Below are 15,516 nucleotides of genomic sequence, written 5' to 3' on the forward strand. Positions count from 1 at the left end.
AACTCAGCTCCCCCTGTAGGTGGTGTAACCAAAGGGAGAAAGCAGCAGTGGCACATGATAGTGGCTGCTTACATCCGCAATACCAAAGCGGATCGGCACCACATCAAGAAATGCAGGTTCTGGAAGAGAAATACCCTCAGCCCGCAAATAGTCGCCAGCATGGAACTGCAGTTCATAGGTGCCCACAGTCAGGCTATCACCTTCCAGCAACGGCCCATCCACACGCCCGTCATTGTTGGTCGAAAATACACCGATTTTGGAAAAGCTGTTCCCATCAATGCGAACCAGCTCAACCTGCAGCCCTGCCGCTGGTTTCCCCTGAGCACTGTCCAAAACGTGGGTGGTCAATCGCCCCATAGTTGCCTCGTCTTTCAAATGGCAACTGCAATAGATGCCAGAATCTAAGTGAAACTACAGAGTGCACGACTATTTATGATAACAAAAGAACAAAAAAGTGTCATACATGATGCCATTTAGGCATCAACTTTAGGCAAAATCTTCTCCAATCTTGCCTCCGCTTGCTCAAGAAAAATCGCTGGAGCCAGCGCAAGCCCTCGTAATGATGAGGTAATGACGCAAAAATGGCCGCGTGTCAGCTGCTCATCAATAAGCGGCTTGAAAAGCAGCCGCTTACTCGCCAATTCTTCTTCCAACCCAATGACCGTCTGAAACGCCACCATTTCACCAGAGCGTACCAAGTGCTTCATAAACCGCAGAGAGTTCGCTTCCACACTACTTTGCCCACCAATGGAACTGTGAGAGAGCGCTACGTCCAGTCGCGCACGAATAGAGATCCCTCGTGCAGGCATGGCAACCGGATACTCAAAGCATTGTGCCAGACCAAGTTGCTTTTCACCTGCCAGCGGATGTGTCGGAGCCATGATCGCCCCAATCTCCAACGCCTTCTTGTAGGTGATGTTCAGCGCATCGGTGTCTGGTGGTTCAAAGGTGAACCCCACATCCACTTCCGCTTTCTCAACGGCCTGCGCAACCCGCTCAGCCCCCATCACCTGCACATCCACATGAATACCGCTGTAGTCCTTGTGAAACTGCGCAATCACCTCAGGCAACAGCGCCTCAGTCACACTTTCAACCGTTGCAATGGAAACCACACCACGGCGAAGACCTTTAAGCGCATCCAGCTCAGCACCGGTCGCCTCCAGATCGGATAGCGTCCGCCGAATATGGGCCAGCAGAATTTCCCCTGCAGAAGACAGACGGATCGTGCGGCCAACTCGCTCAAACAGCTCCATTCCCAACTGCTTTTCCAGTGTGAGAATTTGTCGGTTCACCGCAGAAGACGCCACATTGAGCTTGCGTGCTGCCGCCCGAATGGAGTTCTCTTCCGCAGCCGCTGCAAAATAGCGAAGCGCTGGGCCGTAAAGATACCGCGACCGATCCATCAATCCTCCCAATCCCTCAAACGTATTTAAGGGATAATCACTGTTGCACCGGTGGTTTTACGCCCTTCCAGATCGCAGTGCGCCTGCGCAATGTCCTTTAAGCTGTAACGCTGGTTGATCTGAATATTAATTGTCCCGTCAGCCACAGCAGCAAACAGGTCCCCAGCCGTCTCTTCCAGCTCCCAGCGCTCCGCAATGTAATTGAATAGCGTCGGACGCGTCGCAAACAGCGAGCCTTTCTGAGATAGGATGGCCATGTTGAACTCAGGGAGCGGCCCGGACGATTGACCAAAGGAACACCAAAGCCCACGTGGAAGAAGGCAATCCAGCGATGCAGGATATGTATCCTTGCCCACACTGTCATAAACCACATCACAGCCGCGCCCATCGGTGATCTGACGCACCCGCGCTACCCAATCCTCGCTCTTGTAATTGATCACATACTCATAACCGTTGGCCTGAGCCAGCCGAGCTTTTTCTTCCGAGCTGACTGTCCCGATCACCCTTGCACCAAGGGCCGACGCCCATTGACCAACGATAAGCCCGACACCGCCTGCCGCTGCGTGGTAAAGCAAAGTCGTATCCGCTCCCACGTTGTAGGTCTCGCGCAGCAGATAGCGTGCGGTCATGCCTTTCAACATTAAAGCCGCCGCTTGCTCATCACTCACACCTTCGGGGATCTTCACAAGCACGCTGGCAGGAATATTACGCTCTTCACTGTAAGCCCCCAGCGGTCCTGCATATGCTACACGGTCTCCAAGAGCGAGCCCGGTCACGCCTTGCCCAAGCGCAACAACAATCCCTGCCCCCTCATTGCCAGGAATAAACGGGACGCCGTTTGGAGCCGGATAAAGACCAGAGCGAAAATAGGTATCAATAAAGTTGAGCCCGATCGCAGTGTGCCTGATCCGAACTTCTCCATGCCCCGGATCAGGCAGGTCTACATCCACGTGTGTCAGAACGGACGGATCACCAGTTTTTTCAACGCGAACAGCAAAGACCATATGGATTTTCCCTTACAAAAGCTGGAGGCGGAGTTTGGACAGAATGCCGCTAACTTGCAAGCACCTTTGGGAAAACCATGCTCCACCCTGAGAAATGCAAGCATCAAAGCAAAAAGCCCGACCAATTGGCCGGGCTTCTAAAAACTCATTTATCGAGAATCACATCTTACGAAACAGCTGGTGAACAGCCCCAACGCAAAACAGATAAAGGCTCGTTGCCGTGATCAGCGCAAACAACCAGTTATCGATAATAAAATCCTGATAAAGGGCAACCGCAAGTGCAGCACTCCACACAATGAGAATGCCCAAGGTCAGCGGACGCCACTTGACGGTGCGCACCGGGTGGACGAATTCAACAGGAGCAAACGTCAGCACAGAACACAGCACCACCATGCCGATGATGATCCATGGCGGAGACTGCAGTGCAACCAGCACAACAATCACCATATTCCAGACACCAGGGAAGCCAAGGAAGCCACCGCTTTCTGTCTTCATGTTGCCGTCAGCGAAGTAGATCGCGCCGGTAAACACAATAACAGCACCAGACAGAAGCCCCCAGAACTCTGAGAGAAGGCCGCTTTGGTATAGCGCGAAAGCAGGCAGGAAAACGTAGGTCGCGTAATCAATCACTAAATCCAGAATAACGCCGCTCCAGCGCGGCAAGCGATTCTGAATGTCATATTTACGTGCTAAAGGACCATCCAGCCCGTCGACAACAAGTGCCACCCAGAGCCAGAAAAACATCATAGGCAGATTGCCGTTCGCTCCAGCGACAAGCGCAAGCAACGCAATGGGGGCCCCCAATGCGGTGAGGATGTGAATGAGGAACAGCCGGGAGTTGGTCTGACCGGTCAACTTTGGGTCCTTTGTTATTCTTTAAGTGCAGGTACCACTTAGAACAATCTATCGCCCAAAGCTTCAATAAGAGGTAAGTCCGCCCGAGCGAAATAGATGTTTGCACCGCCCCATAGCAGAAGTGCGATACCTATTCCATAGCTTGTAAACGGTGTTTTGCTCTTTTTTTCAAGTGTCATTATGAGACCAAGCAGCGCGATCCAAATAATATTCATGATTCCCACTGCAAACATAAGCACCATGAGTGCCCAACAGCACCCCAAACAGTACAAACCTTGCTCAATTCCAAACTGGAAGGCACTTTGCTTTTGCTCACCAGAATGCAGAGCCAATGCAACATTGGGTGTCCGGCACCGGTCAAGACAGGCCTGCTTGGCAGGCGTAAATTGATAGATCGCAGCTGCAATGACTGTTGTGATTGTCAGTGTAGAAAAGACCGGCAACATCATCGGGCTCATCACGCCCAGCTCATGCAGCACACCTTGGGCAACGGTCGCAACAACGGAAAACGCAATCCAGACAGCCAGATAGCCGCCAGCCACCACGTAAATAGCTTTACCGCCACGCGCTTCATGGTAGGTCTGCAGCATGGGCATGGCAGTCGGCAACATCATGGCAAGCACCATCATGAACCACATCACAAACAACAGAAAATAGTCGTAAAGGCCCATATTCACCAGCGCTGGCATCCCAAACGCTTCCTGAGCCAGAGGCAAACACAGCGAGGCAAGCTGAACACGCACATGCTCCGGCAGGCCCTGGAACATATTGAACTGATTGAACAGCTCCATGCCCGGCCCCATCTCGCCCATATCCATACGAGAGATCATGTCGATGACCATGGCCGCCAGATAAACCCAGCCTAAAACCACAGCACCGCCCAAAACAATGTACGGGAGCCGATAGGACAACTGTAAATCCGTTTTCGGACTGGTAACTGACATAACCAACCTCAAAATCAATCAGGACAGCCGAAACTCTGCGGTTCCGGAACCGGCGCAACTTATGCAGCATCTCTAATAGACCAGTAATAGTCCCAATGCGACATTGATTTAGTTCAAATCTAAACTGGAGCCTGCGACATGATGAAGCTGGCGCAACGAGACCTCTCCGCTTTCATTAGGGGACTATCCGCGTGCGACACCTTGAAACCGATAGGTTTTATCCCCTAGATACTTGGGTAATAGAACGCAAACAAAATGCGGAACGAAAAAATGGCAGCCAATCTTGCAACAGACAGCACCAAAGGCAAAAGCAACGACCTCACGCCGTCGCAGGAAAAGAGCTACGATTGCGCTGTAATCGGCACAGGCCCGGCTGGCATGATCGCCGCCCTTGCGCTCGCCAGCAATGGACTGGAAACTGCGCTTGTCGGCCCGCCAGTCAACCTCAACGACGCCCGCACCACCGCGCTGATGGACGCCTCCCGCCAGTTTCTGGATAACATTGGCATTTGGAAAGACTTGCGTTCAGCGTTTACGCCGCTGGAAAAGATGCGTCTGATCGACGGCACCGATCGTCTTTTACGTGCACCGGAAACCACATTCTCTGCCTCAGAACTGGACCTGCCTGCCTTCGGCTACAACATCCTCAACAAGGATCTGAACCGGGTATTGTTTGATCTTGTGAACAACAACGAGCTCATTGAGCTTGTCGAAGACACGATCAAAAACGTCAGCAGCAATGATCATAAAGCCACCATTGAACTGAGCAATACGCCAGACATCAGCTGTCATGTTGTCATCGGCGCAGATGGACGGAATTCTGTGGTGCGCCGCTCCGCTGGCATTGAGACTAAGAACTGGAAGTACCCGCAAGCGGCACTCGTTCTCAATCTCAAACACGACCTGCCGCACTACAACATTTCAACCGAGTTCCATCGCAATACCGGTCCATTCACCATGGTCCCACTTCCGGGCAAGACGTCTTCCCTTGTTTATGTGGAAACGCCAGAACGCGCAGAAGAGCTAAACAACTACAAGGACGAAGCACTCGAAGCTGAGCTGGAAAAACTCAGCAAGTTCGTTCTGGGCTCGCTTAAACTGGCAAGCCCAAGGCAGGTCTACCCACTCTCCGGCCTGACAGCCGTTCACATGTGTGGCAATCGCTCGCTGCTTATGGGAGAGGCAGCCCACGCCTTCCCGCCAATCGGCGCCCAGGGTCTCAACCTGTCTCTTCGCGATGTAGCCGTTGCAACTGAACTGCTAGCAAACGCCAAACACACCAAAGCAGATATGGGATCGGCTGAGTTGCTGCAAAAATATGATCGCAGCCGCAAGGTAGACGTCATCAGCCGCACAACGGCTGTAGACCTGCTCAACAGATCGTTGCTGACGGATGCCTTACCTGTTCAGATGTTGCGTTCTCTGGGGCTCTACACCGCCTCCAGAATCCCACTTGTACGCCGTCTGCTGATGCGTGAAGGCATCGCTCCATCCTGGAGCCTACCAACACTGATGCGCGCGCAGAACGATTAAGGCACCAGTATTCCAGATTGAATGAGATAAATGAGCGTTGGCAAAGTAATAACAGATGCCAACGTTCCATAGAGCACGGCTGTAGACGCGCGCTCAACATAGCTCGAGTAGTGCTGAGCTAGCACATAAACATTCGCCGCAGGTGGCAACGCTGCCATGAGAACAGCTGTTGAGACCCACAGACTGTCAAAGCCCCCAATCCACTCCAGCAGCACAAATACAAGGATTGGATGCACCACCAGCTTGATAAGCAACAGGACCGGCAGCTCCTTCGCCGTTCTCCGGCTAGGCTGCAAGGCAATCGTCACACCCATAGCAAACAACGCACAAGGCGCCGCAGCTTGTCGCAAAAACGAGATGGTCTGGTCGAGCGCAACAGGTGGCTTGAACTCAATCGCAGCAGCTAAAATGCCCGCAAACACCGCAAGAATGAATGGGTGTGTGATGATCTTCTTGAAAATCTCAAAGGCCAGAGGCCCAAACTTGATGTTTCGCGCGCCACCAATCGACATCATCATGGGAACGAGAATGAACAGCAAGATTGTATCAAAACACAGGATCAAAGCCGTCGGCACCGCCGCCCCTGCCCCAAGAACAGCAAGAGTAACACCCGGTCCCATATAACCAATATTGGAATAAGAACCGACCAGTGCCTGCACAGTCGCTTCACCAATGCTACCGCGCAATATGAAGCGTGCAAAAGCATAAGCCAGCACAAACATGGCAAAGGTGGAAAATGTAGTCGCAGCGACAAAATCAAACGTCGCAAGTTCTTCCAGTGGCGTTTCGGAAAGCAGCTGAAAGAACAGCGCAGGCAGCGCCAGATAAATCACGAAAAAGTTCATCCATGCCAAACCCTCTCGTGAGAGTTTCGCACTGCGACCAGAAACAAACCCCAGGAAGATGAGCAGGAAAAATGGCATTGCCAAATTAACAACATTGAGCATCTAAACCATTTCCCCATGCAATTTTTTAGTGTTCTCCGCATCCAACTGGAGAATGAGTTGCTTTTGAAATGCTTATTGGCTAATCACCATGTCCGAGTTGAGCGTATATAGCCATTCTACAGAGGTTGGCATACCGGCAACTACGACACTATAGTATGCGAGTAAACGGAACTGGAAAGCTCCATCCGCCCAAAGGCCAATATGAAAGCTAAAAAATCCCGTCGCCCACTGACACGTCGCGAGAAGCTCAGCTTTCGTGCTGAATGGCTGGCTCTAAGATCTATCGGCGGAATTCTGCGCTCTATGCCGCTGGATTGGTCCTCCGCTTTTATGGGAAACATGTGGCGCTTGATCGCCCCGATGACCCATAGGCATGCCCGAGCGAAAGCGCACATCATGGCCGCCTATCCGGAAATGACGCTCAATGAGGCGGATAAAATTGTCCGGGATATGTGGGAAAACCTTGGCCGGGTCTCTGCTGAAACCGTTTTGCTCTCCAAAATCCACAAGGATCCGAGCCGCGTCACCTATGTAAACCCAGAGGTCTTTGAAGACTCGGTTGGTGAAGGCGCCGTACTTGTAACCATGCACTCCGGTAACTGGGAAGTTGTCTCCGACAAAGCAGAGGAACTTGGCCTCCCGCTCGCAGGGGTCTATCAAAAACTGAAGAACCCCTATTCTGAAGAATATTTGGTCGGGAAAAGAAACTTTCTCTATAAACTTGGCTTGTTTTGCAAAGGCCACGACACCGGCACAAAGATCATTTCAATCCTGCGTAAAAAGGGCTCGGTTGCCTTCGTCGCAGACGTACGCGACCACCGCGGCGTCAAAATTGAGTTTTTCAAACAACCTTCAGCAGCAACACACATTCCAGCTGCACTTGCGCGTACTATGAACAAGCGCCTTATTGCTGTGGTTGCGCGCCGTAAAAAAGGCTCCCGCTTCGACATCATTGCCAAGGAAATTCCGGTCGCACGCACCAAAGACCGTGTACAGGATGCAATCACCACAACTCAGGCAGTACATGACCAGTTTGAAGAATGGATCCGCGAAGAACCATCCCAGTGGATGTGGATCATGAAGAAGTGGATTTAACCAGTTCACTCAATGTGTACCGTCGCAAAACGAAAACTGGTGACACACATAAGCAAAAACTGAAGCTGTATAATCAATTCTAACTAAAGACTAAGGGCTTCAGGACTTAGCCCAAAGAGCTGATTTTGCACCGCACAATATTCTGTATACTCCCCTCTGAATTTCCATTTCGGCTCAGGAGGGAGCTAGCCAGATGAAAACTTATCGTTCCTTTTATAAACCTCTGGCCATTGGTGCTCCAACACCGTTTGCTGAGCCACCTGTCGCGCTGGAACGCATGATCCACTTTGTGCCCCCGCATATCGAAAAGATGCGTGCGAAGATCCCGCAGATGATTTCGCAGGTGGATGTAATTCTCGGCAACCTGGAAGACGCGATTCCAGCCGATGAAAAACTCAATGCCCGTGAGGGCTTCATCCAGATGGCCAATGACAATGACTTTGGCTCTACAAAGCTCTGGACGCGCATCAATTCACTGGAAAGCCCGTGGGTACTGGACGACATCACTGAAATCGTCACCCGCTGCGGCAACAAGCTTGATGTGATCATGCTGCCAAAAGTGAACGGCCCATGGGACATTCACTATTTGGATCAATTACTCGCTCAACTGGAAGCCAAGGCAGGCGTGAAAAAGCCAATCCAGATCCACGCTATTCTGGAAACAGCTGAAGGCGTCAACAACGTAGAAGCCATTGCCACAGCCAGTCCGCGCATGCACGGCATGAGCCTCGGTCCAGCAGATCTTGCGGCCTCCCGTGGTATGAAAACAACTCGCGTTGGCGGTGGTCATCCTGACTATCAGGTACTGGCTGATTCCGACGGCGATGCACCACGCACACGTTACCAGCAGGATCTATGGCACTACACCGTCGCCAAAATGGTAGATGCATGCCTGGCCGCAGGCATCAAGCCATTCTATGGACCTTTCGGAGACTTCAGCGATCCTGCCGCATGTGAGGCTCAGTTCCGCAACTCATTCCTCATGGGCTGCCTTGGAACCTGGACCCTGCACCCAAGCCAGATTGGCATCGCAAAATCAGTCTTCTCACCAGAGCCAGATGAAGTGAAATTTGCTCGCAGGATATTGGAAGCAATGCCGGACGGAACAGGCGCAGTCATGCTGGATGGGAAAATGCAGGATGATGCAACCTGGAAACAGGCAAAAGTTATCTGTGATCTGGCTGATCTGGTCATCTCAAAAGACCCGGATTTAGCAGAAACTTTCCAATAATCAATCCTGAAGAGTGGTCGGCGCCACTCTTCAACCCTGCAGATGTGCATATCAATGAAATGTGAGGAGCTATTCATCCCCAAACGTCACATTTTGATCGGTTTGTGCTGCCTCTCGCCTCTTTGCTGCGCTATATAGCTTGACAATACGCGCATGGCATGACCTTTAAGGCGCCCTGACAAGATACAGTATCTTCGAAAGCTTGGTGGATTATGGAGACAATTAGAACCGCGAAATTCAGAATTGGACAGGTCGTACGTCACCGCCTGTACCCGTTCCGTGGCATAGTCTTCGACGTTGATCCCACATTCGACAATACAGAAGAGTGGTGGGAGTCAATTCCCGAAGAAGCACGCCCAAGCAAGGACCAGCCTTTTTATCACCTTCTCGCTGAAAATGCTGAGAGTGAATACATTGCTTATGTCTCGGAGCAGAATCTGGAAAAAGACGACAGTGGCGAACCTGTGCGACATCCGCAGGTCGATGAGTTTTTTGATGAGACCACCGATGGAGACTACATCGTCAAGGATGTGGAAATTCATTAAAGCCGGTTCCTGAATTCTCTTCATGGAAACCGCATCTCTTCAAGATCATCAGATCAATAAAAAACCCGAAGGAAAATTCCTTCGGGTTTTTTAATTCTTAACGCGAAAACCAAATTACTGGTTTGCTTGACGCTGCTGCTCAATCAGCTTCTGACGAGCGGCTTCGGCACGCTTCTGAAGTTCAGACTGCAGGCGCTCCTGCTTTGCCTGGAGTTCTTCAGGCTTGATAGCTTCACCATCATAAATACGGGTGAACCCCTTCAAAGTAAGGTCGAATGGACGTGCCTTACCCTGCTGGTTCAACGTAGTAATGATCAGCTTGCCACCTTTTTTCAGGCCACCGATGAAGGTGTCATCAATAACCATCTCGGCAATACAAGCGTTTGGAAAACAAATTGTATATTTAGCTTCAGACTGTTTGCCACCATCAACCTGTACACGAAGACCAGGCTGAATCAGCATTCCTGGAGGAACAGCAAGGTGCAGCAACTTGCGGCTTTCACCGGTCACTTCACGCACGACAGCTTGAGCTAGGAACTGGCCTGTGTCCGTGCGCAGTTCTTGTGTGATAAGGCAAAATTCTTTCTTGGATTTAGGATCAGTGTTACAAACTTTCACCCAAGCATCGTCTGCCTGTGCATTCTGCGCAACACTGGTGCCTGCAAAGCCAACTGCGGCCATTGCTGCAATAATCCCACCAGTCAGAACGCCCTTAAAATTAACGGCCATCCCAAATTTCCTCAAAGTTTGATCCGGTGCAAAACGATGCCTCCGGCAATTACGCAGCAACCATTTTTTAAGTTCAACAGTGTTTTGACTGCTTGTTCGGCGCCAAGCATACTCAGAACAGAGCTGAAAAAAAGGCAACGCTTCTGTTAAATGCTACTTATGTACTCTTTAAACGCCTCGGAACCATTTTTCCACCTATAGATTGGGGTGGTTACTGTCCTTTTCCAAAGCCTCGTAGGCTGAAATTTCCTCAGAATCGTATTATTGCTAGTTTCTGCGGACGCCCTAGGAGAAATTCGAATGACCAAATTCCGATCCTATGTGAATGGAATAAACAATTTTACGAAAGGGCTTGTTGTCATTTCCGGTATGGCAACATTAGCTTGTTCAACTGCACTGGCTCAGGATACTGTTCCTTGGAGCCATGCTATTGCAATGCATGGGAAACCTGCGTTACCAGCAGATTACCCCAACCTGCCCTATGCAAACCCGGAAGCTCCTAAAGGCGGTCGTCTTTCTCTCGGCGTTCAAGGCACATTTGATAGTCTCAATTCCTTTGCTCTCAAAGGAGCATGGACATCCGCACGCGGCATGAAAGAGCGTCAAATGGGCTCTTTCATCTTGGAGAGCCTCCTTCTTCGCACCAATGACGAAGCATTCACATTGTATGCACACCTTGCTGAAGCTGTGCGGATGCCAGAAGAGCGGAACTGGATCGAATTTCGTCTGAATTCTGCAGCAAAATTTTCCAACGGTGACCCGTTAACCGTTGACGATATTATCTTTTCTCTTGAAACCATCCGCGATCATGGCCGCCCGCCTTATGCACGTTGGTATGGTAAAGTCGTCAAGTTCGAAAAAACGGGGGCACATTCCGTAAAGCTGCATTTTAAAGATGGCAGCGACCGTGAGCTTCCACTGCTCATCGCTCTGGCCCCTATTTTCAACAGCCGCACAACTGATCCTGAAACGTTCGGCAACACCACGCTAACACCGCCAATCGGAACTGGTCCTTACTCTTTCTCTGAAATTGATCCCGGTAGACGCACCACCTACACTCGCCGGGACGATTATTGGGCAAAAGACCTGCCTCAAAAAATCGGCTTCGATAACTTCAATGAAGTGACCGTGGATTATTTCAGGGATTACAACGCATTGCAGGAAGCGTTCCGCAAAGGGGACACAGAGGCACTCATCTATGGCAACCCAAGCCTATGGGAAAATGCAGGTGACTTTCCTGCGTTTGAAGAAGGCAAGGTTGTCAAAGATGTTTTTGAGCGCGGCACGCCACCAAGCATGACCGGCATTGCGTTCAACACCCGTCGCCCCCAGTTCTCTGACAAACGTGTCCGTCAAGCTCTTGGCATGCTGTTGGACTTTCAATGGATCAACAGAACCCTCTTCAATGGACTGTACAAACGCACAGACGGATATTGGGACAACTCTGACCTCTCCTCCATTGGCCGTCCGGCGAACGAGTTGGAAAAGAAGCTTCTTGAACCATACCCGAATGCGGTCACAGACGAGGTTCTGGCAGGAACATGGCGCCCATCTGAGGCAGATGGATCAGGACGTGACCGCAAGGTACTACGTGACGCACTAAGCCTCTTCAAACAGGCAGGCTACAATCTTGATCAAGGCAAACTGGTCAACGCAAAGTCCGGCGAGCAACTCAGCTTTGAAATTCTTGTTCGCGTTCAGGATGAAGAGAAAGTCGCGCTTGCATTGCAGCGCACGGCCAAACTTCTGGGCATCGAAATCTCAGTGAGAACGGTCGACGCCGCCCAGTTCGAAGAGCGTCGCGCATCTTTTGGGTTTGACGCACTCTTCAACACTTGGTTTGCGTCCCTTTCTCCTGGCGGTGAGCAATATGCGCGCTGGTCATCTCAGGCAGCAGACACCAAGAGTTCCAGAAACATTGTCGGCGCAAAAGAACCTGCAATCGATGCGCTGATCGACGCCATGGTCGCGGCCCGCACCCGTGAGGAGTTTGTAGCCGCAGTCCGCGCATTCGACCGTGTTCTGATCTCTGGCTTTTACGCAATTCCGCTCTACCACGCCCCTGCTGAATGGGTTGCGCGATGGACAACCGTTGAGCACCCAGCCAAATCACCGCTGTACGGCATGCAGTTCGATAACTGGTGGGATGCACCTAAAGAGTAGATAAACACATAAAAAGTAGGCTGCGTTCTTGATGAAGGCAGCCTACTCAACAAAAGTGTCTATTAACCAAATTATCGAATCTCTAATTTCTCAGTCGCTTAGCGGACTCACCTTAAATGATACTGTCAAATACCGATGCCATTGCAAACCACAGCACAACTGGAGTTTGGGGCAATATCACTCTTGATATGTTGTTCCGGCGTGCTGCGCAAAAACATCCAAACCGCTTGGCATTGGTCGATGCACCCGACAGAGAAACATGGACCGGTGGCAAACCACGCCATCTGACCTATGCCGAGGCAGAACAGGAAATCAGCAGAATTGCTGGCTTCTTCGCAGCTGTAGGGATGGAACCGGACCACATTCTGGGCCTGCAATCTCCCAATACAGTCGATAATGTTCTTTGCATCCTTGGCGCATTACGCGCTGGCCTGATTGTTTCCCCCTTCCCGCTGCACTGGCGCCACTCTGAGATTTTGCGCGCACTCAGCACAGTAGATGCCAAAGCCCTGATAACAGCGGACCGTGTTGAAACTCGCATGCTCGGTGAAGAAGCGCGCGATGCCGCCGCTGACTTTTTCTCTTTGCGTTTCGTTTTTGGCCTCGGCAGCGACATTCCCGACGGCCTCATCGATATGGCACCTATGTTGGCTGAGAGCGGAGATTCCTTCCCGGAGCCGGTGGTAGATCGGGATGGAGCACCTGCCAATCATATAGCCACACTCACCTGGGTTCACTCTGGCTCTGAAATCAGCCCAATCCCGCGCAGTCATAACCACTGGGTCTCCACAGGCCTTATGCCGTTTCTCGAAACAAGGCTGGAGCCGGGCGCGCGGATTTTACTGCCGTATATCTTGTGCGGAATTACCGGAATTGGGGCCGGTTTGGTCCCGTGGCTGCTGAGTGAAGGCACGCTGCACCTTCACCATCCACATGCTTTATCCACATTGACCGATCACGCACGCGCCATCGAGGCAAATTATATTTTGACCCCTGGACCGCTTGCGTCTCACATTGATGGAGCCTTGGAAGGTTGGAAAACAAACACAGTTGCCACATGGGCGATCACCTCTCCAAAGCCTGCCAAATACAAGGCTAAAGGAGTGGTGACAGACCTTCATGTGTTGGATGAATATGCACTGGTCGCACATCTGCGAGGAACCTCTGAAGAGCCTGTCCCGCTCATTCCGGGCAACCAGTTTGCACCAAGCACATCCACGCACGGTCCGTGCCTTATTAATATTGATCCTGTTGAAATAAATGAGGAAATTTCACAAGGATTTGCAACAACCGCGCCCGGATACCACCTCAAACTCAAGGGTGCAATGGTCCCGGATGCAGATTGGCCAACCAGCGAATCTCACCTGACATTCTTCAGCAATGAGCAAAATGAACATGGACTCATTACTCAAATCCCTGTTGGCGTGCATGGGGTTACCGGAGCGATCCATGGCTTCGGAACGCCCGGTCAAAAAGCACCCGGATTGCTCGAACTGGAACGTCTCGACGAAATATACAGTGAATTCTCGGGGGTAAAAGAAGCGGCTGCTTTTCTGGTAGAAGATGAATTAATGGGTGCACGCCTTATGGTCGCGGTGGTACCGTCAGAAGGTCTTCTTGTTGATGTAGAAGCCTTTTACGCCTACCTCGACGCATCACGCGTCAGCCTAACAATGATGCCACATAGAATTCTGTCACTGCGCGCCTTGCCATTGACAGATGATGGCACTGTAGACCGACAAAAATTGACCAGACGCTCCCAGCCCAAACCGGTGGAAGCGGTTGCCTGAGAGGATGAATGGCCGATCATAGCCAACCATTAGAGACTGAAACGCACGATTCCAGTTGGGGCAAAATCCTGCTGATCGCACCGGTGCACAATCATGTCTTTGATATGTTGGAGCCTTTGACCGTTCTGTCTGATCGACTAGTCGCAGTGCGAACAAGCGCACAGCTTATGGAAGAGCTTCAAGGCGCAAGCGTCCTTCCCATCTGCATTCTATTACCATGGCAGGAAGATAACCCTCCTGAGCTTGATGAACTCACGCAAACCATTAGGGAATTTCGAAAAGGCCCGGGAGTTGAAGTTCCACTTCTGATTATTACAACTGGCAGTGCGCCCGTCCCGCTGGATTTAAAGCCAAGCGCGACCGTGAGTGATGCGATACCACCAGATGTATTGTTGCCACGCATTGCCGGTTTGAGACGTCTGGCCAATAGAGCAGAAGAAGCACGCCTGCGCCGTGGCCTGTTTGGCCCATTGCCGGAGTATAAGATCGAGTTCGGCCCGCTAAAGTCCGCAGGTCTACTGGTCGCTGGCTATGGAAAGCACTTTGGACGTACACAAGCTCTGCTGGATATGCCAGTAGAAATCGTGAGCGGGTTCTCCTCCGATATGACGGAGGATTATCTGACAGCACGCCGATTTGAAGCTGTTCTGATCGATATGCCCGCATGGCAGGCTTGCGAAGAGATTGAGCGCCTGCGAGCTGATCCACGTTACTTCAACTTACCTATACTTGCCCATAGCATTGACGAAGAATCCGCACACCTCCTCTATTCAGCAGGTGCAACTGATGTCCTACTTGGTGAGGTCTCAGACAAAGCGCTCACGGGTCATATCATCAGCGCCTTGCGGGCAGGCAGACGCCAGCGTTTGACCGATGCAATCCTGACTGTTTCCAGCCAATGGCTTGCACGTCAGGATAATGATGACTTTCTATCCGAACAAAAATACCTCAACTACCTGAAACTTCTGGAAGAGTCCACGAAACGACGTGGTGAATCCATCTACGAACTCAATCTTCTTGAACTCATAGAACGTTTCACTGGCAGCAACCCTCAGGCATTCGCACAGCATCAAATGTACTGGAGCGGAACTGTTCTTTCCATAGCCATGGCCGTTTGCCGTGATGAAGACTTCGTTGCTAACATTGAAGGTCGCGGACCCGTTGCCGTTCTACGCAGCAAAAAAGGCATGGAGCAGCTCTCAAACCGCGTGCTCGTCATGGTACGCACTACAGGCTTGGGCAACGGATAAGCTCTTCCACCTCCTCACGAAACTGTG

General features: G+C 51.3%; 14 protein-coding genes. 7 read left to right on the plus strand and 7 right to left on the minus strand.

What is annotated here, in order from left to right; all coding sequences use genetic code 11:
- Positions 1 to 3 precede the first annotated feature (3 nt).
- The 5 genes from uraH to PsAD37_RS15470 form a co-directional block, all read right to left on the minus strand.
- Positions 4 to 357, minus strand: coding sequence for a hydroxyisourate hydrolase (gene uraH / locus PsAD37_RS15450; protein WP_063296915.1), 354 nt, complete (start codon positions 355 to 357; stop codon positions 4 to 6).
- A gap of 116 nt (positions 358 to 473) precedes the next feature.
- A complete protein-coding gene (locus tag PsAD37_RS15455; protein WP_063296916.1) occupies positions 474 to 1,403 on the minus strand; it encodes a LysR family transcriptional regulator in 930 nt (309 codons plus the stop codon).
- 26 nt (positions 1,404 to 1,429) lie between these two features.
- The gene (locus tag PsAD37_RS15460) at positions 1,430 to 2,407 is read right to left on the minus strand and encodes a quinone oxidoreductase (RefSeq protein ID WP_063296917.1); all 978 of its coding nucleotides are present in this window, start codon (positions 2,405 to 2,407) and stop codon (positions 1,430 to 1,432) included.
- A 159-nt stretch (positions 2,408 to 2,566) separates the two neighbouring features.
- Positions 2,567 to 3,262, minus strand: a complete 696-nt coding sequence (locus PsAD37_RS15465) for a phosphatidylcholine/phosphatidylserine synthase (protein WP_063296918.1) — start codon at positions 3,260 to 3,262, stop codon at positions 2,567 to 2,569.
- 38 nt (positions 3,263 to 3,300) lie between these two features.
- A complete protein-coding gene (locus tag PsAD37_RS15470; RefSeq protein WP_063296919.1) occupies positions 3,301 to 4,206 on the minus strand; it encodes a DUF2182 domain-containing protein in 906 nt (301 codons plus the stop codon).
- Positions 4,207 to 4,476: 270 nt separating this feature from the next.
- On the opposite strand from PsAD37_RS15470, the gene PsAD37_RS15475 reads away from it, so the two are divergent.
- A complete protein-coding gene (locus PsAD37_RS15475; RefSeq protein WP_063296920.1) occupies positions 4,477 to 5,739 on the plus strand; it encodes a UbiH/UbiF family hydroxylase in 1,263 nt (420 codons plus the stop codon).
- Here PsAD37_RS15475 and PsAD37_RS15480 read toward each other — a convergent pair.
- On the minus strand, positions 5,736 to 6,686 hold the full coding sequence (locus tag PsAD37_RS15480) for an AEC family transporter (RefSeq protein ID WP_063296921.1): 951 nt from the start codon (positions 6,684 to 6,686) through the stop codon (positions 5,736 to 5,738). The two genes, PsAD37_RS15475 and PsAD37_RS15480, sit on opposite strands and share 4 nt — an antisense overlap.
- A gap of 201 nt (positions 6,687 to 6,887) precedes the next feature.
- Here PsAD37_RS15480 and PsAD37_RS15485 point away from each other — a divergent pair, with 201 nt between their 5' ends.
- The 3 genes from PsAD37_RS15485 (at position 6,888) to hspQ (ending at position 9,557) form a co-directional block, all read left to right on the plus strand.
- On the plus strand, positions 6,888 to 7,781 hold the full coding sequence (locus PsAD37_RS15485; protein ID WP_063296922.1) for a lysophospholipid acyltransferase family protein: 894 nt from the start codon (positions 6,888 to 6,890) through the stop codon (positions 7,779 to 7,781).
- A 193-nt stretch (positions 7,782 to 7,974) separates the two neighbouring features.
- Positions 7,975 to 9,012, plus strand: a complete 1,038-nt coding sequence (locus PsAD37_RS15490; protein ID WP_063296923.1) for a CoA ester lyase — start codon at positions 7,975 to 7,977, stop codon at positions 9,010 to 9,012.
- A gap of 212 nt (positions 9,013 to 9,224) precedes the next feature.
- Positions 9,225 to 9,557, plus strand: a complete 333-nt coding sequence (gene hspQ, locus PsAD37_RS15495) for a heat shock protein HspQ (RefSeq protein WP_057466287.1) — start codon at positions 9,225 to 9,227, stop codon at positions 9,555 to 9,557.
- A 114-nt stretch (positions 9,558 to 9,671) separates the two neighbouring features.
- Here hspQ and PsAD37_RS15500 read toward each other — a convergent pair whose 3' ends face one another.
- On the minus strand, positions 9,672 to 10,286 hold the full coding sequence (locus PsAD37_RS15500) for an invasion associated locus B family protein (protein ID WP_057466286.1): 615 nt from the start codon (positions 10,284 to 10,286) through the stop codon (positions 9,672 to 9,674).
- 300 nt (positions 10,287 to 10,586) lie between these two features.
- On the opposite strand from PsAD37_RS15500, the gene PsAD37_RS15505 reads away from it, so the two are divergent.
- The 3 genes from PsAD37_RS15505 to PsAD37_RS15515 all read left to right on the plus strand — a co-directional run bounded on the left by PsAD37_RS15505 (position 10,587) and on the right by PsAD37_RS15515 (position 15,489).
- On the plus strand, positions 10,587 to 12,449 hold the full coding sequence (locus tag PsAD37_RS15505; RefSeq protein ID WP_063296924.1) for an extracellular solute-binding protein: 1,863 nt from the start codon (positions 10,587 to 10,589) through the stop codon (positions 12,447 to 12,449).
- A gap of 116 nt (positions 12,450 to 12,565) precedes the next feature.
- Entirely contained in the window at positions 12,566 to 14,239 is a 1,674-nt protein-coding gene (locus tag PsAD37_RS15510; RefSeq protein ID WP_063296925.1) for a class I adenylate-forming enzyme family protein, read from the plus strand.
- Positions 14,240 to 14,247: 8 nt separating this feature from the next.
- Entirely contained in the window at positions 14,248 to 15,489 is a 1,242-nt protein-coding gene (locus PsAD37_RS15515; RefSeq protein ID WP_063296926.1) for a hypothetical protein, read from the plus strand.
- Positions 15,490 to 15,516: the final 27 nt, after the last annotated feature.

It is taken from the genome of Pseudovibrio sp. Ad37 (genome assembly GCF_001623075.1).
GTDB lineage: Bacteria > Pseudomonadota > Alphaproteobacteria > Rhizobiales > Stappiaceae > Pseudovibrio.